Origin of the sequence: Pseudomonas sp. LFS074 (genome assembly GCF_047978165.1) — a bacterium.
GTDB classification, from domain to species: domain Bacteria; phylum Pseudomonadota; class Gammaproteobacteria; order Pseudomonadales; family Pseudomonadaceae; genus Aquipseudomonas; species Aquipseudomonas putida_P.
This window is the reverse complement of the sequence record NZ_JBFPFV010000001.1, coordinates 3,649,001-3,667,722: the sequence shown is the minus strand read 5'-3', so window position 1 is coordinate 3,667,722 and position 18,722 is coordinate 3,649,001. Positions and strand designations below refer to the sequence as shown.

The window sequence follows — 18,722 nt, the reverse complement described above, 5'->3', positions numbered from 1 at the left end:
ATTCACAGTCGCTGGCGCTGCGCTGGCTAGCGACGATGTGGAATCATCTTCTAGAATTCGCAAAAAAATCAGGGACCTGTGTCATGGCTGGTAGTCAGATCGAACGCGCCTTCAGTCTTGTAGAAAGCCTTGCCGGTGAGCCCCAGGGGCTACCGCTGCAAACCCTGGCCGAGCGCCTGGACATTCCCAAAAGCGCTGCCCACCGCATGCTCACCGAGCTGGTGCGGCTGGGCTATGTGCGACAAAACCGGGAAAGCAGCCGTTATCAGCTATCGGCCAAGCTGGTCGCGCAGGGCTTTCGTTACCTGGCCAGCAGCGGTGCCGACATCATCCAGCCGATTCTCGACCGCCTGGCCCAGGACAGCGGCGAACTGGTACGCCTGGGTGTGATCGAGGGCGTCCGGCAAACCTGGATCGCCAAGTCCCAGGGCGCCCGCTCCGGGCTGCGCTACGACCCGGACATGGGCCGCGATGCGCCGCTGTTCTATACCGCCTCCGGGCATGCCTGGCTGGCCAGCCTGAACGATGAGCAGGCGCTGCAGATGGTGTTGCGCCAAGGCATTGCCGACCCCGCTCAGTTCGGCCCGAATGCACCGCGCTCCACCGATGAGCTGCTCGCCTACCTGCACCGCGCCCGCGAGCGTGGCTACGCCTGGGTCGAGGAAACCTCCGCCATTGGCACGTCGGCCCTCGCCGCAGTGGTGCGCCGCCCGCAAAGTGACGAGGTCATCGGCGTGCTGAGCATCGCCGGGCCCAGCGCGCGCCTGGCACAAAGCCGCCTGCCCGAGCTGGCACCGCTGCTGCTGGCGGCGGCGGACGAACTGTCGGCTGCCAGCCGCGCCAGCGAGTTGTTCGCTTGAAGGCATAAAGCGGTCGATTACCGCACAGTCTGTTGAGCCGGTTCTTCTGAAAAGCTGAACCAGGTTCTAAATTGTTGATCGTGGATTCTGGAACTGAGTTTCAGAATTCACAAAACAACAATGACAAGAGGACAGGCTGTTGAACGCACCCCTTCGTATTGCCTTGATCGGCGCTGGCATCATGGGCCGCCAGCACTACCAGCACTTGCGCAATGTGCCGCAAGCCCAACTGTGTGCCGTGGCCGACCCCGGCCCACAGGCCGAAGCCTTCGCCGCCGAGTGCGGTGTGCCTTGTTTTGCCGACCATCGCCAGATGCTTGAGCGTGTGCGCCCGGAGGCGGTGATCATCGCCAACCCCAACAATCAGCATGTGGCCACCGCGTTGGATTGCGTCGAGGCCGGCGTGCCGGTGCTTGTAGAAAAACCGGTAGGCGTACATCTGGATGAAGTTCGGGCACTGGTAGAGGCTTCGCGTCGGTGCAATGTGCCGGTGCTGGTCGGCCACCATCGCCGGCACAACCCGCTGATCGCCAAGGCGCACCAGGTGATCAGCGAAGGCAAGCTGGGCCGGCTGATCAACGTCACCGCGCTGTGGCAGTTGCAAAAGCCCGACAGCTATTTCGAAACCCCCTGGCGTCGCGAGCCAGGGGCGGGCTTTTTGCTGACCAACCTGATCCACGACCTGGATCTGCTGCGTCACCTGTGTGGTGAGGTGGTGCAGGTGCAGGCGTTCACCCGCAACGATGTACGTGGTTTTGCCAACGAAGACAGCGCAGCAGTGCTGCTGCAATTCGCCAATGGCGCGTTGGGCAGCCTGACGGGCTCGGACGCGGTGGCCGCGCCCTGGAGCTGGGAGCTGGACTCTGGCGAAAGCCCGATCTACCCGCGCCAGGACGGTCAGCCGTGTTACATGCTGGCTGGTACTCAAGGGGCGTTGAGCATTCCCCAGCTCAAGCGCTGGCATTACGCCGAGGCCGGTTCGGGCTGGCACACGCCGCTGCTGCAGTGCGAGGAGAGCATCCCCGCTGGCGAGGCGTTGACCCTGCAGTTGCAGCACTTCGTGCGGGTTGCCCGTGGTGAACAGGCGCCGCTGATCGATGCCGCCGACGGTGGCCGCACCCTCGCGCTGATCGAAGCGATCCGCCAGGCAGCCGAAAGCGGCCGGGCCTGCGCGCCCGAGCACATTGGCTGAAGCAACCTTACTCTTTACTGGTGACGATAAATGACTGATCGGATTTTCTCCCTCGCGGCCCTGACGGTACTCGAGCTGTCCCCACCGGACATGGTCGAGGCTGCCGCCCGCGCGGGTTACAGCCACGTTGGCCTACGCCTGGTGCCCGCTACCGAACACGAGCAGCACTTCCCGTTGGTGGCCGATGCCGACCTGCGTCGGCAGACCCAGGCGCGCCTGCGCGACACCGGCATCAAGGTGCTCGACCTGGAGATTCTGCGCCTCAAGCCGGAAACCTGCGTCGCCGATTTCGAACCGATCCTGGCGGTGGGCGCCGAGTTGGGGGGCACCGAACTGCTGGTGGCTGGCAACGACCCGGACGAAGCGCGGCTGACCGAACGCTTTGCCGCTTTGTGCGAGCTGGCGGCGCGCTACGGCATCTACCCGCACCTGGAGTTCATGCCCTGGACCGACGTGCGCGACCTGCGCCAGGCCATGCGAGTGGTGGCCAACGCCGACCACGCCAATGGCTGCGTGCTGGTGGATGCCTTCCACTTCAACCGATCCCACTCATCGTTGGACCACCTGGCGCAGTTGGCTCCGCAGCGCATGCGCTATGCCCAGCTGTGTGACGTGGCCGGCCCAGTACCGGCCGACATGGACGAGATTCTGCGCCAGGCGCGTAACGAGCGACGCTTCCCCGGTGATGGCGATGCCGACCTGGTCAGCCTGCTGCGCGGCTTGCCGGCAACCGTGCCGCTGAGCCTGGAAATACCCACACGGCAGTTGCTGGAGCAGGGCATCAGCGGCGAACAGCGCGCGCGCATGGCGCTGGAGAAAGCCCTGGCGGTGTTGGCCAAGGTCTGATTTCGACCGGCAGCGCCCCCTTTTGTAGGAGCGGCCTTGTGTCGCGAAAGGGCCGCAAAGCGGCCCCAGATTCTCAGGCGTGTTGCAGAAATCGCTGGGGCTGCTTTGCAGCCCTTTCGCGACGCAAGGCCGCTCCCACTGTCATGGCCATTATTACTAGCCCAAAAAAAGGGCCCGCAAGGGCCCCGTAGAGAAAAGTGGCTAGCGCCCTCAGGCGCTCTCGACCTTGCGCGGTGCCATGAAGTACATCCACACCAGCGCCAGGAAGTACATGGCCGGGATCATGGTGAACAGCACGGCATAGTTGTTGTGGGTAGCGGTCAACACGCTGCCGACGATTTGCGTCATGAACATCCCGCCAATCGCCGCGCACATGCTGCCAAACCCGAACACCGTGCTCACCAGGTGCTTGGGTGTGTAGTCCATCACCAGGCTCCAGATGTTCGCCGTCCACGCCTGGTGCGCGCCCACGGCCAGCGAGATGGCGGCCACTGCAACCCAAAGGCCACTGGCGTTGGCGGCAAAGATGACGCTGAGCATGGTGCAGGCGAAGATCAGCATCGACACCAGCCGCGCAGTCGTGGCACGCACGCCACGGCCAATCAGCCACGACGACAAGATGCCGCCACCGATGCTGCCAAAGTCCGCCGTCAGCCAGATGATGATCAGCGGGATGCCCATCTGGGTCACGTTGATGCCCAGGCTGTACTGCTGGTTGAGGAATGGCGGCAGCCAGTACAGGTAGAACCAGAACACCGGTGCGGTAATCGCATAGGCCACTGCAAACGCCCAGGTGCCACGCAGGCGCAGGATACGGCTGAACGGCACGCGGGTCGGCTCGGGCTCGTCGTCCTGCTGTATGTACTGCACCTCGCTCTGGCGCACGCTGGGGTGGTCTTCGGGGTTGTAGTACTTCAGCACCCACAGCACCACCCATACCAGGCCCAGGCTGCCCATGGCGATGAACGCGGCCTGCCAGCCCCACACGGCGAGGATCAGCGGCAGCAGGGCCGGGGTGACCATGGCACCGACGTTGGTGCCGGCGTTGAACAACCCGGTGGCAATCGCTCGCTCACCCGCTGGGAACCACAGGCGCACGGTCTTGACGCAAGCCGGGTAGTTGGCGGCCTCGGTCAGACCGAGGATGAAGCGGCACACCATGAAACCTGCCGCCGAGGTAGCCAGGCCATGGGCACCGGTGGCCAGGCTCCACAGCAGCACGGCGAAGAAGAAGGCGCGTTTGACCCCGACTTTGTCGATCAGCCGGCCCTGCAGCAGAAAGCCGATGGCGTAACCGACCTGGAACCAGAAATTGATGTTGGCGTAGTCCATCGCCGTCCAGCTCATTTCCTTGGCCAGCACGGGCTGCATGATGCCAAGGGCGGCGCGGTCGATGTAGTTCAGGGTGGTGGCGAAGAACACCAGGGCAAGCATGCCCCAACGGGTTTTGCCGACGCCGAAGGCGCCGCGAAGCTTGTCGCCGATCGAACCCTGGGACATCCGGGGTGCGGCGGGGGTGATCTTGGAGTGGTTCATAAACTGCTCGTTTCTTGAAATTGTATTCAGCTGCGGTGCTACGGGTACGTGACCGGTTCCCAGGCAGGGGGGCACGCAAGGCCGGTGCATGGTGAGCAGTGAAGGCGGCAGCGTCAATTCAAGAGACGGGCTACTGTTCGGTTACCGAACGGTTGCGTTGGCCTGCGGGCGCGGCAGGGATTCACGTCAATAAAGGGTAGAAGGCTTTGAGCCTTGTTGCTGGATGGGCGCAGTTTTGATGAGAAGGGCAGGCTGCCCATTACCCAGCAGCCGTTCACGGGCTTCCGTTTACCGCGAGGGTTGTTGCAACAGCCACTCAAGGTTGCTCAGATGGAGTAACCCTATGAGTAGCCGTTTCGAAAATCAGGCCTCGCTGTGGTCATATTGAGCTCAGGCCACTCAATGCTCTCCCGGCCAGATACCCAAAGGTCATCCCCGGCCCAAGGGTAATACCGCCGCTCGGGTAGTGCCCACCCATCACGCTGTGCATGTCGTTACCCACTGCAAACAGCCCGGGTATCGGCTGCCCCGCGTGGTCCAGCACGCGGGCCGAGGCGTCTGTGCCCAGGCCGGCGAAGGTGCCAAGGCTGCCTGGCAGCAGTTTTACCGCGTAAAACGGCCCCTTCAGCAGCGGGCGCAACGATGGGTTGGGCACTTGCAGCGGTTCGCCCTGGGCCTGGTTGTATGCCGATACTCCTCGCTGGAAAGCAGGGTCTCTACCTTGGGCTGCATATTGGTTGAAGCCTTCTACCGTGCGCTGCAACTGCGCAGCGTCGATCCCACAGCGCTGCGCCAATTGCGCCAGGGTAGCGCCATTGTGCAAATAGCCACTGCGCTGATAGAAGCGGGTAGAGAAGGGAAACGGCTTGGCCCACCCAATGCCATAGCGCCGTTGCGCAGTGTGGTCACAGATCAGCCAGGCCTCTGGCCGCTCGCCTTGCGGCGTGGCGGCGAACAGCGCGTTCATGAAATCGTGGTAGCAATCGGCTTCGTTGACGAAGCGCCGGCCATCGCGGCGTACGGCAATGAACCCGGGCTTGGCGCGGTCGATCAAGTGCGGGAAATGACCGAAACCGCCATCACGTCGCGGCACCCGCGACACAGGTGCCCACGCGCCACTATGGACCGCAGTGGTAGGTACCAGGCCACCGGCCTGTTCGCCCAGGCGCAAACCGTCTCCGCTGTTTTCCCTGGGCGCTGCAGAGTAATGCTGGTCACCGCCAGGCGCGTGCGGCATCAGCTGCGCGATGCGCTGGCGGTCATGCGGGAAGCCGCCACAGGCCAACACCACACCACGGCGGGCATGGATGACCTGGCCATCGGCGAACAGTGCGCCGCTGACCCGCCCTTCGCCCAGCAAGCGGCTGGCGGGTTTGTCGGTCAGCAAGGTCACGCCGAGGTCGAGGGCGCTGCGCAGCAGGCGCGCCACCAGCGCGTTGCCGTTGACCAATTGCAGCCCGCGACGGTGCAGCAGCAGGTCGCGCCCATGACGCAACAGGCGTTTGCCCACATGCAGCGCCGCCTTGGGCGAGCGGGTGGCGTTGAAGAAGGCGGCCATGTCGGCGCCCCCGGCAACGCCCATGCCGGCCAGGCTGACGATATCCAGCGGCGGGCGCAGCTTGTGCAGCCAAGGCCCGAGCAGGCGACCGTCATAGGGCAGCGCACACAGCGAGCGCCCACCGCGTGCACTGCCATCGCCTTCACGCATGTCGGGCATACGGCTACCGCACTGGAACTGCACGGCAGTGTGTTGCTGGAAGAACGCCACCATCTCCGGGCCATGGCGCAGGAACGCGCGTTGGCGTGGGTCCAGCGCGCGGGTGTGGGTTTGCGCTCGTAAGTAACGCTCCGGGGCATCGTCGTTTTCAAGGATGCCCTCGGCGATGGCCAGCGGGTTGCGTGGTATCCACAACCAGCCCCCCGACCAGGCGCTGGTGCCGCCCAGCTGGCTGGCTTTTTCCGCCACGATCACTTGCAGGCCGTGATGTGCGGCGGTTACGGCGGCAGCCAGGCCAGAGGCGCCGGCGCCGATGACGAGTACGTCACAGTCGAGGGGTTGCATGGAAGGGGTCCACTCAGGCATGGGAAGAGGTGGCGTGCGGTTTATTGCAGCGGTGAGAAGCCGGTCGGCCGCAGCAGCCGCGATTGCAGGCGCTGTACCGCACCCAGCTCGCGGTTGCGCCGCGAGAACTCCGCCCAGCGCGGGTCTGCCGCCATGGCTGCGCGGCGAGCCATGCGCTCGTCGAGGCTGGCGTAGCCCCAGATGTGCACCACCTGGTTGACGTCGCCGAACTCACTGGTGAAAAAACCGACCAGGTTGCCCAGGTGTTCGCTTTGCACTTCCAGCGCATGGCTTTGGTACAGGGCCAGCCAGTCGGCCATTTTCAGTGGGTCGAGGGTGTAGGTTCTCAGTTCGTAGTACATGCTGGGGTCTCCGTGTGGGCAGTCGGCGCCTGCAGGCGCGCGGTGATGTGGTTGGCAGCGAGCCAGCCGAAGGTGAGGGCAGGGCCCAAGGTGATGCCGGGGCCGGGGTAGGTACCCTTCATCAATGAGTTCATGTCGTTGCCGACCGCATACAGCCCGGTGATGGGCTGGCCGCTACGGTTCAACACGTTGGCATCGGCGTTGGTCACCAGGCCGCGGGCAGAGCCGAGGTCGCCGGTGTGGATGCGGATGGCGTAGAACGGCCCACTGCTCAATGGCGCCAGGCAGGGGTTGGGCGTGTGTTGCGGGTCGCCCATGTAGCGGTTGTAGCGGTTGCTGCCTTTGCCGAACGCGCGGTCGATGCCATTGCGGGCATCGGCATTGAACTGCTCGAGGGTTTGCGCAAACACCTGTGGGTCGACGCCGATGGCCTGGGCCAAGGCTTGTGGTGTTGCGGCCCGGTACAAGTAGCCGGCGTCGATCAACGCCTGGTTGTTCACCGGCTTTGGCCGCGCCAGACCCAGCCCGTAGCGATTTATCGCTTCGGCATCGCAGACCAGCCAGCAACTGGCAATGCCGTTGGCGAACATGGTCTGCACAAAATGGTGGTAGGAGTCGGATTCGTTGACGAAGCGGCGCCCGGCCGGGTCGACCGCAATCACGCCAGGTTTGGCGCGGTCGGTGACCAGGTGCGGGAAGCGTTCACGCTCACCCCCGGCGTGGCGCAGTTCGGAAACCGGCGCCCAGAAGAAGTTGGCCGCCAGGCCCTCGCCCTCGGCTGCTGCCACGGCCTGGCAAAGGCGCAGGGCGGCACCGTCGTTGGCCGGCGGTGACATGGTCAGGTGCGGCGCCTCTTGGGGCGGTCTGTAGTTGGCGGCCAGTGCGCCAGCAGCGAACCCGCCCATTGCGCACACCACGCCACCACGAGCAGATACCCGCACACGGAGGCCCTCGCGCTGTACAACTACGCCAGTCACCACGCCGCACTCGACGATCAACTCCACCGCTTCGCTGCGCAACCAAAGCTGTGTGCCGTGGGCAAAAGCGCTGGTGGCGAGGCGGGCAATCAATGCATTGCCGGTGGTAAGCCGGGTGCCACGCGGGTGCTGCAGGCGGTCCCGCGCGTAACGCGCCATCAGTTTCAGGCAGTGCCACAGCGACCTGGGCGAGCGGCGAATGCTGAGGAAATGCTGGATATCCACGCGGTTGACCATCATGCCGCCGAACAGCAGCATGCCGGGCGGGGGCATCTGCAGGTCCTTGAAGCGTGCGCCGAGGTGCTTGCCATCGTACTCGACCATTTCCAGCGCGCGACCGAACTGAGTGGCACCGGGGGCATCGGGGTAGTAGTCGGGCGAGTGTGGGCGCAGGGCATAGCGCAACTCGGTGTTCTGCTCCAGCCAGCGCAGCGCCTGGTGGCCTTGTTCGATGAAGGCGTTACCCAGAAGAGGGTCGTAGCCGTCGCCGATCACCTGCTTGAGGTAGGTGCGCATGGCCTCGGGGGAGTCCTTGGCTCCGGCGGCGCGGGCTTGATCGGTGCCGTATAGCCACACCGCACCGCCAGATATCGCCGAGGTACCGCCAAAGTGCTCGGCCTTTTCCACCACCAGTACCTTCAGCCCACGGCGGGCCGCCGTGGCGGCAGCGGCAAAGCCACCGGCGCCGCTGCCCAGTACCACCAGGTCGAAGCGGTGTTGCGTGTCGTCAGTGGTCGCCATGGTTTCAGATCTCCAGCGGCGTTACGCCCATGAAGGCGCCAAGGTGGCCGAGTTGGGCGAAGGCCATTTCCGGGCCGGTCTGGATCGCGCAGCCTACTTGGCGTGCGCGGTTCAGCAACGGGGTGATCTCGGGCGAAGTGACCACGTCGGCGACCAGGGTGTCGGGCTGTAGAGTGGCCACTAGGGCGGCGGACAGTGGCAGTTCCGCACTGTTGCCCATGCCGACAGGCGAGGCGTTGGCCACCAGGTCGAAATCTTCCAGCCCACTGAACTGCGTGCTGATCGTGAGCCCGGGGAAGGCGCTGCCGAGCAATTCGCACACCGCACCCATGCGCGCTGTGCTGGGGTCGCTGAGGGTGATGCTGGCAATACCTGCCTCGCCCAGTGCATAGGCGATGGCACTGCCAACACCGCCGCAACCGATCACCAAGGCCCGCTTGCCCGCTGGCTCGAAACCATGCTTGCGCGCAGCGCCCAGGAAGCCTGCGCCGTCCACGTTGTCGCCCAGCAGGCGCCCGTCGCGCTCGCGACGTATCACATTGACCGAGCCCAGGGCCGCTGCGCGTTCGCTCAGGCCGTCCAGGCGGTTGGCCAGGGCCTGCTTGTACGGCACGGTGACCACACAGCCGCGCAGGTTCTGCCAGCCGCGCAGGGTGCCGGCAAAGCTGTCCAACGCTGCCTCATGCAGGTCGATGGGCAGCATGGCGAGGTTGCAATTGTTGTGGGTGAACCAAGTGTTGAAGTTTTCCGGGGACTTCACCTGGGCGATGGGCGAACCGACGATGGCGACCAGTTCAGTGGAACCACGAATCATGCTGACCTCCTTATTGGCGTTGTTATGGCGGCAAGGGTGGGCCAGAGGGGCGTGGGTAACAATGCGCTCATCGGGTATTTAGTGCGATAATCGCAACCATGAGCCGGTTATCGCAGTAATCGGCTGTTTTTGTCCCCTGCTTGCGAGCCGAATGCATGAGCACACCCGCTATTCACCCCCGTGACCTGATCGCGGGCTTGCAGAAAGGCCTGGCGCTGATGCAACTGTTCAGTGCCGAGCAGCCACGCCTGAGCGTGCCCCAGGCAGCCAGGCTGTCCGGCCTTACGCCCAGCGCTGCACGGCGCTTTCTGCTGACCTTGGTACATGAAGGCTTTGCCGAAACGGACAGCCGTGAGTACTGGTTGACGCCCAAGGCCTTGCGCCTTGGCCAGGCGTATGTCGACTCGGCGCAACTGCCGCGCATGCTGCGGCCGATTGTGGAGCAGGTAGCGCGGCAGACGCAGGAGCATGTATCGGTGGGTACCCGCGATGGTGACGAGATCATCCACCTGGTGCGCAGCCGCTACAGCCATGTGGCGTCGTTGTCGATCAGGCCGGGCTCTCGGGTGCCGATGCATTGCACGGCCGGTGGGCGGGTTTGGCTGGCCTGGCTGGATGAGGCGGACCGGGATGAGTACTTCGTGCGTAACCCGCTGCGTGCGTTGACGCCTTACACGCAGACTGACCGGGCACAGCTGGAGGCTGCGTTGCAGCGGGTGAAGGCGCAGGGTTTCTGCATCGTTGATCAGGAATATGAAATCGGCATGCGGGTACTGGGTGTGCCGTTGCTGGACCGGGCCGGTCAGTTGAAGGCGACGCTGACCATCACGACCCATGCATCACGGCTTAGCGTGGATGAGGTACGGCTGCGCTACTTACCGGCACTGTACGAGGCGCAGGCGCTGCTTCGACCCGTGCTGGATTGAAATGGCCCGGCGGGGGCGTTTCATCGGCTTTTTACAGGGCTAACCCACCCATCAGGCGTTCCCCTGCACCCACTGCACCAGCCGTTCGCCATCGTAGGCATTGTGCTGCCAGGCCAGTTCGCCGGCAGTCTCGCTCTCGCCCTTGAGGATCGCCTGCACAAAGGCCTGATGCTGCTCCAGGATGGTCTCGGGGCTGGTATGCATCAGCAGGTTGGTGGTGTTGATGACCCAGCGCACTTGCTGCTGTACCAGTGCGTACTGGCGGATCAGACGCTGGTGGCCGGTACCTTCGATAATGGCCTGGTGCAGGGTGAAGTCGCATTGGTTGATGGCCTTGCGTGTCCCTTTGGCACAGGCCTTCTGCAGCGCCAGAAACGCCGCTCCGATCGCCTGCAGCACCTGCGCATCGCCTTGCTTGGCCACCAGTGTGGCGGCCAGCCGTTCCAGGCTGCCACGCAGCGTCCAGATTTCCCAGATGTCGTCGGCTGTCAGCTCAGCCACTTGCCAGCCCACATACGGCGTCTGCACCACGATCCCCTCTGTCGCCAACCGGTTCAGGCCGGTGCGCAAGGTGCCGCGGGCGATGCCCAACTGATCGGCAAGTGCCGTTTCGGTAATGCGCTCACCGGGCTTCAGATGCCCCGACAAGATCGATTCACGAAGGCTTTCGGTGGCTTGTTGTTCTGCAGAAAGCTTCGAAACCGGCCGAAGCTGGATGGATTTCATAGACACAGGTCCTGGTGGCGATACGCCCACATATAGCATTCGCCGCCGTTGGCTGTACACCCGGCCGCTCGCACGCGCGCACGGGTTGAGCAGAAACCTTTGGCACGCAGCAGCCAACCTGCTGAAATTACTACCGTTAATTGTTGATTGTTGACAATCAGCAATGTTCGGCCTAGCGTTTCACCGAGCCAGGCCTGGCCAGCGAGACATAACAACAACGACAGCAGTACCTATTCATCAATGCCTACAACTAGAACAAACGTGCATACAAGGTGAAAACATGAAAGAGGCGATCCTTGATGGGGCAGAGCGTGCGCCGGCCCATCAACTCGATGCGATTTACCGCAAGATGTCACTGCGGCTGATTCCGTTTCTGTTCGTTTGCTATGTGCTGGCCTACTTCGCCAGGATCAACGTCAGCTTCGCCAAGCTGGACATGCTGGCTGACCTGCATATCTCCGAAACCGCCTACGGTCTGGGCGCGGGTATTTTCTTCCTGGGCTACCTGGTGTTCGCCGTGCCCAGCAACATGATGCTGGAGCGTGTCGGTGCGCGGCGCTGGATCGGTTTTATCATGGTGGCCTGGGGGTGTCTGACTTCGCTGATGATGTTCATCGAGCAGGCCAGCACCTTCTATGCCCTGCGTTTTCTGATTGGTGTGGCTGAAGCCGGGTTCTTTCCGGGCATCATCTTCTACTTCACGCGCTGGTTCCCCAGCGAGCGGCGCGGGCGGGTCATTGCCTTGTTCATGGCTGCTATTCCGCTATCGGGGATCATTGGAGGGCCGCTGTCGGGCTGGATCATGTCAGCCATGCGGCATGCACCCATGGGCGTGGCGAGCTGGCAATGGCTGTTTCTGTTGTATGGCCTGCCCACTGTCGTGGTCGGTCTGTTGGTCAAACGCTGCCTGCCAGACAGTTACCAGGACGCGAACTTCCTTAGCGCGGCAGAAAAGCGCTTGGTGGGGGACGAACTGACCAGGGATGCCATGCGTCGGCCGTCCAGCGCGCAGCGCAGGTCGCTGAGCAGCTTTCTGTTCTCACCGGTGATCTGGTATTTCAGCCTGGTGTACTTCCTGATCGAAATGGGCGAGTACGCCCTGGGTTTCTGGATGCCGACCATCATCCGCAACGCCGGCTTCGACGACTTGCAGTCGGTCGGCCTGCTGACGGCCATTCCTTACCTGGTCGCCAGCGGCGTGATGATCTACATCGGGCGTTCGGCCGACCTGCGCAACGAGCGCAAATGGCACCTGGCGATTCCACTGTTCATTGGCATGGTTGGCCTGATCATCGCTGCGCACTTCGCCCACAGTGGCGTGCTGGCCATGCTCGGGCTGACCTTGGCCACCTGCGGGGTGATGGCCTCCTTCCCGATCTTCTGGACCGTACCCACTGCGCTGTTGGGGGCCAATGCCGCCGCCGGTGTGGCGCTGATCAACTCGATCGGCAACCTGGCCGGCTTTTTCAGCCCGTTCCTGGTGGGCTGGACCGTGGACTTGACCCATAGCACCGACCTTTCGCTGTACGTGGTGGCGGGTTGTGCGTTCCTCGGCGCGGTGCTGTTCGTGCTCGTGCCTAACCGTTTCGGCAGCAGCCAATAAGGAGAAACGACCTATGCAAGCCGTTCAAAGCCTGGAGCAAGACCTGTACAACCAGCCTGAAGTCGTGCGGTTGCGCGAGCAACTGGCGCTGGCCCTGCGCGCCGCCGCCCACCATGGCCTTGCAGAAGGCGTGTGCAACCACTTCAGCGTGACTTTGCCGGGCCGGCCCGACCTGTTTCTGCTCAACCCGCGCGGCCTGATGTGGGAAGAAGTGCAGGCTGACGACATCGTCATGGTCGATGACTTCGGCAAGCGCCTTGCGGGGCGTCATGAAATCGAACCGACGGCGATGTTCATCCATGCCGCGATCCACCGTGTGGCGCGCAAAACCTGCGTACTGCACACGCACATGCCGCACGCCACTGCGCTAAGCCTGACCGAGGCGCGGGCCCTGGACACCACGCTGTCGCAGAATGCCATGCGTTTTCACGACCGCCTGGTAATCGACGACCAATACAACGGCTTTGCCCTGGACCATCGCGAGGGGGAGCGTATTGCCCAGGCCATGAATGGGGCAGACATCGTGTTCCTTGGCAACCACGGAGTGGTGGTGTGTGCCGAGCGCATCGATCATGCCTATGACGACCTGTATTACCTGGAGCGGGCGTGTGAGGCGGAAGTGCTGGCGCGCTCGACCGGCCTGAAGCTGAAACCGGCCGACCCGGGCATGGCGCGGAAGGTGGCGGAGCAGGTCGAAGGCGAGCGCTTGCAGTCCGAACTGTTCTTCCTGGCGCTGGGGCGCAAGCTCAAGTAACCCCGGTGCCCCTGTAGGTGCGGGTGAACCTGCGCCTACAGGGCCCTGTCAGGTGGTCAGAACAGGTTGAGCGGATACTCGGTGATTACCCGTACTTCATCGATCTGCCCGCCGCGGTCCGAGCTGCGGTAGCTGGCCTGGCGCACGCGAAACGACAGATCCTTGGCCACGCCAGCCTGTACCACGTAACGCAACTCGACATCGCGTTCCCAGGCCTTGCCATCCAGGTCGCCGCCACTGCCGTTCTTGAAGTCGGTGCCTTTCACGTAGCGGGTCATGAAACTCAGCCCCGGCGCTCCGTAAGCGGCCAGGTTAAGGTCATAGCGGGCCTGCCAGGACTTCTCGTTTTCGTAGTCGAAGTCCGAGTACTGCACCGAGTTGGCAAAGTTGTAGACCGCGTTGCCGTCAGGGCCATACACATAGTCGCCGGTGCCGGACACCTTCTGGTACGCCAGGGTGAAGGCATGTGCGCCCAGCGTCCAGGTGCCGCCCAGGCTCCAGATGCGGTTGTCCAGGTCGCCACTGCGGGCCTGACCGATGCTTTGGGTGTCGTAGGCGTTGAAATCCAGCTTCAGTGACTGGCTGGCGCCCAGCGGCAACAGGTAGCGGGTGTTCACGTAGTACTTGCGAAAGTGCTCGGCAGTCTTGGCGTAGTACAGGCTGCTGGAAAGCCGCTCATTGAAGCTGTAGACCCCACCAATGTAGTCGACTGCGGTCATGCGCCCGCTGTCGCGGGACGACTGGTTGCGGTTGGTCAGGCCGGTGAAGTGGCCCGCATCCAACTGCAGGTTGCGGATTTCCTTGCTGGTGAGCGAGAAACCGTCGACGGTCTCTGGCAGCAGGCGGCTGTCGGAGGTGGCCAGCACCGGCACCGCCATCACTTGTGTGCCGTATTTGAGTACGGTGTTGGACGCACGCACTTTCAGCGCCGCACCGGCCTTGCCGATGTCCTGCTTGGCGCCGTGGCTGTCTTGCTCTAGCAGACCAGTGCCGCCACCGGTGCGGCCATCGCCGGTGTCGAGCTTGAAGGCGTACTGGCCGATCAGGTCGATACCGAAACCCAGCGTGCCTTGAGTGAAGCCGTACTGAAAGGTGCCGATGAAACCCTGGGCCCATTCCTCGCCGTAGTTCTGCCGGGCGCCGCTGGCGCGGTTATCACGCTGCATGTACATGTTGCGTGCCTTGATCGACAGCTTGCTGCCTTCGATGAAGCCTGCCGATTCGGATTGCTCGCTGGCCTGCAACAAGGGGCTGGCGGATGCCAGCAAAAGGGCGGTGACACCGAGTGGGTTGATGCTCATTTCATGCTCCGATTGCTTGTTCTAGTTAAGTGGCAGCGTGATGCAAGGGGTGCCTGAGCCGTTTTTCGGGCGTGCAGAAGCCCTATCCGCGCCTTTGCAGGGCAGAGCGACTTTGCGGTTATTGGTGGCTCAAGCGGGTGGTGCGCCCGCTGGCCGGCACCTGGGGGGCCGGCAGCGGGTCAGGGGGCCTCGGCCTATCGCTCGATCTGGCGATTCCAGCGGGCGTTCCATTCCGGGCGTTGGGTGTTGACCTGGTCCCAGTCGATGGTCACCGCCGTTTGCAGGTAGGTTTGCATGGCTTCGACCTGGCCACGGGTCTTGTCGCTGGTCGGGGTGTTGGGGTTGGACGGGATCTGGTCACCCAGCTCCAGCGCCGGTGCTTGCGCCTCGGGGCTGAGCAGGAACTCGGCAAGCTTTTGTGCAAGCTCGGGCTGGTCGTTGTTGGCGGTGACGCACTCGGCCTGGTTGAGCACCACGGCGCCTTCTTTCGGTGCGGCATACTCCACCGGGATGCCCTTGAGCTTCAGTGCGGTCACCTGGGTAGGGGTGAGCGGGAACAACGCGGCTTCGTCGGTTTGCACCATTTCCGACAGCTTGGCCGAGTTGGGGATGTACTCCAGCACGTTCGGGCCAACGTTTTTCTTCCACGCAGTGAAGCCTGGGTTGACGTCGGTATCGCTGCCGCCGTGCAAGCGGTTGTACATCAGGAAACCGTGCAGGCCAAAGGTGGACGAGGCCATCGACTGGAACACCACCTTGTCCTTGAAGCGCGGGTCGGCCAGGTCGTTCCACGAAGTGGGCGCTGCCCAGCCCTTGGCCTTGAACAGGCGGCTGTTGTAGGCAAGCCCGGTCACGCCCAGGCTGACGGCGGCGGCCTTGTCCTTGATCAGGGCCTTTTCCGGCAGTTGGGCCAGCGTCGGGTTGGGCTTGAGCGTGCTGCACAGGCCCATGCCGATGGCGCGGTACATGATGCCGTCATCCAGCACCATCACATGGATCGACGGCTTGTTCGGGGTGGCCTGGACCTTGGCCAGGATGTCGGCCGAAGTACCGGGGACGATCACCACTTTCACCCCGTTGGCCTTCTCGAACTGGGGCAGGATATTGTCGCTGAACAGCCGCTCCATGGTGCCGCCGTTCATGCCCAGGTACAGCGTGGGTTGAGCCATGGCGGGCAGGCAGGCGAACAGGCCGGGCACGGTGCAGAACAGGGCGAGCAAACGTTGCTTGTGCGTCATGACAGGTTTTCCTTGTAGTGGTGGTTGGGCTGAAAACGGTCGATGGAAAAGGCTGCCAGGCTGATTGCCGGCGCGCCATGGAGTACGCATTGCGCCAGGGCCTCGCCAGCTGCCGGGCCAATCTGGAAGCCGGCGCCGGCAAAGCCGAAGCCATGCAGCAGGCCAGGTTGCAGCAGGCTCGGGCCGAGCACCGGTTCGTCATCGGGCAGGTAGCCCTCGGTGCCGCTCCAGGTGCGAATGGCCTGGGCGCCGGCCAATGCCGGGTACAGCTCGGTGGCGTTGCGCAGGATATCGAGTACGGCGGCTTGCCCAGGGCGCGCGGTGGTCGCGGTCAGGGCGAAGCCACGGCCACCGCCCAGCACGCAGTTGCCGCGTGCCACCTGACGGGCGTAGATGCCACCGCCTTCGACCCCGGTGCTGGCGGTCATGAACAGGGGGAGCGGCTCGGTGACCAGCATGGCCGGGTGGGCTGCGCTCAGCGGCACCGGCTCGCCGTATTGCTCGGCCAACTGCGCCGACCAGGCGCCAGCGCAGTTCAGCAGCCAGGGCGCCTTGAAGCACTGGCCTGAGCTGGTGCGCACAGTGAAGCGCTGGCCGTCGTGGTCCACTTCCAGCACCTTGCACTGCTCATGTACCTGGGCGCCGCTGTGCCGGGCGGCCTGGGCGAACGCGGGTGACACCAGGCGAGGGTTGGCGTGGCCATCCTCGGGGCAGTACGAGGCGCCAACGGCGATATCGCCCACCCAGGGGAAGCGCTGGCGCAGTTCGCGGCGCTCCAGCAATTGCAGGCGTAGGTCAAAGGCCTGGGTCCGCCGGGCATAGGCTTTCAAGGCGTCGAAGTCGGTTTCGCTGCGTGCCAGCTTCAGGTGGCCGCTGCGGGCGTATTCGCCATCGATGCCGATCCACTCGCGCAGTTGCCCCCAAATGGCGTGGGCACGCATCGACAACGGCAGTTGCGCCAACGAGCGGCCCTGGCGGCGTACACCGCCGTAGTTCACGCCGCTGGAATGCGAGCCACAGAAGTCGCGCTCCAGCAGCGCCACCTGCTGGCCACTGCGGGCCAGGGTCAAGGCGGCGCTGCTGCCGACGATGCCGCCGCCGACGATGATGGCATCCACTTCGATCAGCGTCATGGCTTGATCTCCAGGCCGAAGGGCAGGGGCTTGATCGGGGCCTGGCCGCGCAGGCGGCCGACCTGGTCAATGGGGCGACCGCTTTCGCAGGCGATCAGTTCGGCGGCGGCTGCACCGCACACGCGGCCCTGGCAACGGCCCATGCCGACCCGGCACATGGCCTTCACCCGGTTTATTTCCCAGTGCCCGGCGCGCACGGCGGTGCGGATTTCGCCAGCGCTGATCTGCTCGCAGCGGCAAGCCGTGAGCAGGTCCGGCGCTTGCCGGGCCCACTGCTGCGGGAATGGGAAGGCTTGTTCCAGGCCTTGGCGAAAGCGTTGCAGGGTGGCCAGGCGCTTTTCCAGCTGCTGCTGGCGTTGCGGGTTGCCAGGCTTGCCCAGGTCGGCCAGCAGCGTCAGGGCGGCCAGTTCCCCGGTCATTTCCGCGCCGTCGGCACCGAGGATGCCGGCACCGTCGCCGGCCAGGTACACGCCTGGGCTGCTGGCGCGGCCTTGGGCATCACGTACCGGTAGCCAGGCGCGGTTGAGGGTATTCCAGGCAAACTGGCAGCCGAGCAGGTCGGCCAACTGGGTTTCACTGCGCAAGGCGTGGGCGAACGCCACGGCGTCGCAGGGCAGGCTGTGCTGCTGGCCATTTCGTGCCCAGCGCACACCGCTGGCACGGTGCTCGCCGTCGATACCCAGCAGCGTCACACCCTGATGCACCGGCACGCCCTTGGCGGCCAGCCAGGCGCGGTAGTACAGGCCCTTGGCGAAGGTGCCTGGCTGCAGCAGCAGGCGTGGCAGGGCGCGTACCTGGGCACTGAACGGCGATGTATCGAGCACGGCACTGACCGTGGCGCCGGCCTTGGCGTACTGGTAGGCCACCAGGTACAGCAGCGGCCCGCTGCCCGCCAGCACCACCCGCTCACCGATGGCGCAGCCCTGGAACTTCAGGGCAATCTGTGCGGCGCCCAGGGTGTACACCCCGGGCAAGGTCCAGCCGGGGATCGGCAACACGCGGTCGGTGGCACCAGTGGCGACGATCACTCGGTCGAAGGCCAGTCGGTCGGCCAGTTGGCCCTGCTGCAAGGTGTCCAGCACCTGCTGCTCGGCGTTCCACACCAGGGTTTCCGGACGGTAGTCGATCTGCCCGTGCAACTGCTCAAGTGTGTTGTGCAGGGCCTGCGCCTTGCCGGCCTCAAAGCCATACAAGGCTTTGGCCGGGCGGCGAAAGTTGGCCGGCTGCTGGCGATAGATCTGCCCACCGCCACGGCTGGCTTCGTCCAGCAGCACTGGGTGTACGCCGTGGGCCACCAAGGTTTGCGCGGCGCGGATACCGGCAGGGCCGGCACCGATGATGACGATTGCACTCATGGTCGGCGCCCCGGATCACGGCTCACGCAGTGGCCTGGCTCAAGGAACGTCGAGCAGGCGCGCACCCGGCGGCCGTCCTGCAGGCGTACCCAGCAGTCCTGGCAGGCGCCCATCAGGCAGAACCCGGCGCGTGGCTCGGCGCTGAAGTCACTACCGCGCAGGTGCTCCGAATGGGTCAGGATGGCCGTCAGCAGGGTGTCGCCGTGCATGCCCTGGGCCGGCTGGCCGTCGAGCAGGAAGGGCACAGGCTCGCGGTCGTGTTCGGCCACGCGCTTGAACAGGGGCATAAGGGCATT

17 protein-coding genes are annotated in these 18,722 nt (G+C 64.3%); 6 read left to right on the top strand and 11 right to left on the bottom strand.

Going from position 1 to position 18,722, the window contains the following annotated elements:
- The first annotated feature begins 83 nt into the window (after nt 1-83).
- The 3 genes from ACNQP3_RS16705 (at nt 84) to ACNQP3_RS16695 (ending at nt 2,898) form a co-directional block, all read left to right on the top strand.
- Nucleotides 84-860 carry an IclR family transcriptional regulator gene (locus ACNQP3_RS16705; protein ID WP_012272863.1) on the top strand — a complete coding sequence of 259 codons (777 nt, stop codon included), beginning with the start codon at nt 84-86 and terminating at the stop codon, nt 858-860.
- 139 nt (nt 861-999) lie between these two features.
- Nucleotides 1,000-2,052: a Gfo/Idh/MocA family protein gene (locus ACNQP3_RS16700; RefSeq protein WP_264316244.1), complete on the top strand. Its 1,053-nt coding sequence runs from the start codon at nt 1,000-1,002 to the stop codon at nt 2,050-2,052.
- A gap of 30 nt (nt 2,053-2,082) precedes the next feature.
- The gene (locus ACNQP3_RS16695) at nt 2,083-2,898 is read left to right on the top strand and encodes a sugar phosphate isomerase/epimerase family protein (protein WP_179028175.1); all 816 of its coding nucleotides are present in this window, start codon (nt 2,083-2,085) and stop codon (nt 2,896-2,898) included.
- Between the two features lie 210 nt (nt 2,899-3,108).
- Here the strand turns inward: ACNQP3_RS16695 and ACNQP3_RS16690 are convergent, their stop codons facing one another.
- The 5 genes from ACNQP3_RS16690 to ACNQP3_RS16670 form a co-directional block, all read right to left on the bottom strand.
- Nucleotides 3,109-4,434 carry an MFS transporter gene (locus tag ACNQP3_RS16690; RefSeq protein WP_012272860.1) on the bottom strand — a complete coding sequence of 442 codons (1,326 nt, stop codon included), beginning with the start codon at nt 4,432-4,434 and terminating at the stop codon, nt 3,109-3,111.
- Between the two features lie 379 nt (nt 4,435-4,813).
- Nucleotides 4,814-6,496 (bottom strand): FAD-dependent oxidoreductase, encoded by a 1,683-nt coding sequence (locus tag ACNQP3_RS16685; RefSeq protein WP_264316243.1) that lies wholly within the window; start codon nt 6,494-6,496, stop codon nt 4,814-4,816.
- A 41-nt stretch (nt 6,497-6,537) separates the two neighbouring features.
- Complete coding sequence (locus tag ACNQP3_RS16680) at nt 6,538-6,858, bottom strand: NIPSNAP family protein (protein WP_012272840.1); 321 nt, start codon at nt 6,856-6,858, stop codon at nt 6,538-6,540.
- Complete coding sequence (locus ACNQP3_RS16675; RefSeq protein WP_264316242.1) at nt 6,843-8,576, bottom strand: FAD-dependent oxidoreductase; 1,734 nt, start codon at nt 8,574-8,576, stop codon at nt 6,843-6,845. The genes ACNQP3_RS16680 and ACNQP3_RS16675 overlap by 16 nt, the downstream gene beginning before the upstream one ends.
- A gap of 4 nt (nt 8,577-8,580) precedes the next feature.
- Nucleotides 8,581-9,390, bottom strand: coding sequence for a shikimate dehydrogenase family protein (locus tag ACNQP3_RS16670; protein ID WP_012272838.1), 810 nt, complete (start codon nt 9,388-9,390; stop codon nt 8,581-8,583).
- Between the two features lie 155 nt (nt 9,391-9,545).
- Here ACNQP3_RS16670 and ACNQP3_RS16665 point away from each other — a divergent pair, with 155 nt between their 5' ends.
- Nucleotides 9,546-10,316, top strand: a complete 771-nt coding sequence (locus tag ACNQP3_RS16665; RefSeq protein ID WP_012272837.1) for an IclR family transcriptional regulator — start codon at nt 9,546-9,548, stop codon at nt 10,314-10,316.
- A 51-nt stretch (nt 10,317-10,367) separates the two neighbouring features.
- Here the strand turns inward: ACNQP3_RS16665 and ACNQP3_RS16660 are convergent, their stop codons facing one another.
- On the bottom strand, nt 10,368-11,042 hold the full coding sequence (locus tag ACNQP3_RS16660) for a GntR family transcriptional regulator (protein ID WP_264316241.1): 675 nt from the start codon (nt 11,040-11,042) through the stop codon (nt 10,368-10,370).
- Between the two features lie 280 nt (nt 11,043-11,322).
- On the opposite strand from ACNQP3_RS16660, the gene ACNQP3_RS16655 reads away from it, so the two are divergent.
- Together ACNQP3_RS16655 and ACNQP3_RS16650 are read left to right on the top strand one after the other, a co-directional pair.
- Nucleotides 11,323-12,645: an MFS transporter gene (locus ACNQP3_RS16655; protein ID WP_012272835.1), complete on the top strand. Its 1,323-nt coding sequence runs from the start codon at nt 11,323-11,325 to the stop codon at nt 12,643-12,645.
- A gap of 13 nt (nt 12,646-12,658) precedes the next feature.
- A complete protein-coding gene (locus ACNQP3_RS16650) occupies nt 12,659-13,399 on the top strand; it encodes an aldolase (RefSeq protein ID WP_012272834.1) in 741 nt (246 codons plus the stop codon).
- Nucleotides 13,400-13,455: 56 nt separating this feature from the next.
- Here the strand turns inward: ACNQP3_RS16650 and ACNQP3_RS16645 are convergent, their stop codons facing one another.
- The 5 genes from ACNQP3_RS16645 to ACNQP3_RS16625 all read right to left on the bottom strand — a co-directional run bounded on the left by ACNQP3_RS16645 (nt 13,456) and on the right by ACNQP3_RS16625 (nt 18,713).
- Nucleotides 13,456-14,700, bottom strand: coding sequence for an OprD family porin (locus ACNQP3_RS16645; protein WP_264316240.1), 1,245 nt, complete (start codon nt 14,698-14,700; stop codon nt 13,456-13,458).
- Between the two features lie 194 nt (nt 14,701-14,894).
- Entirely contained in the window at nt 14,895-15,938 is a 1,044-nt protein-coding gene (locus ACNQP3_RS16640; protein WP_012272832.1) for a polyamine ABC transporter substrate-binding protein, read from the bottom strand.
- Nucleotides 15,935-17,071 carry an NAD(P)/FAD-dependent oxidoreductase gene (locus ACNQP3_RS16635; protein ID WP_012272831.1) on the bottom strand — a complete coding sequence of 379 codons (1,137 nt, stop codon included), beginning with the start codon at nt 17,069-17,071 and terminating at the stop codon, nt 15,935-15,937. Before ACNQP3_RS16635 ends, ACNQP3_RS16640 begins: the two co-directional genes overlap by 4 nt.
- Entirely contained in the window at nt 17,068-18,426 is a 1,359-nt protein-coding gene (locus tag ACNQP3_RS16630; RefSeq protein ID WP_264316239.1) for an NAD(P)/FAD-dependent oxidoreductase, read from the bottom strand. Before ACNQP3_RS16630 ends, ACNQP3_RS16635 begins: the two co-directional genes overlap by 4 nt.
- Nucleotides 18,423-18,713, bottom strand: a complete 291-nt coding sequence (locus ACNQP3_RS16625) for a (2Fe-2S)-binding protein (RefSeq protein WP_012272829.1) — start codon at nt 18,711-18,713, stop codon at nt 18,423-18,425. Before ACNQP3_RS16625 ends, ACNQP3_RS16630 begins: the two co-directional genes overlap by 4 nt.
- Nucleotides 18,714-18,722: the final 9 nt, after the last annotated feature.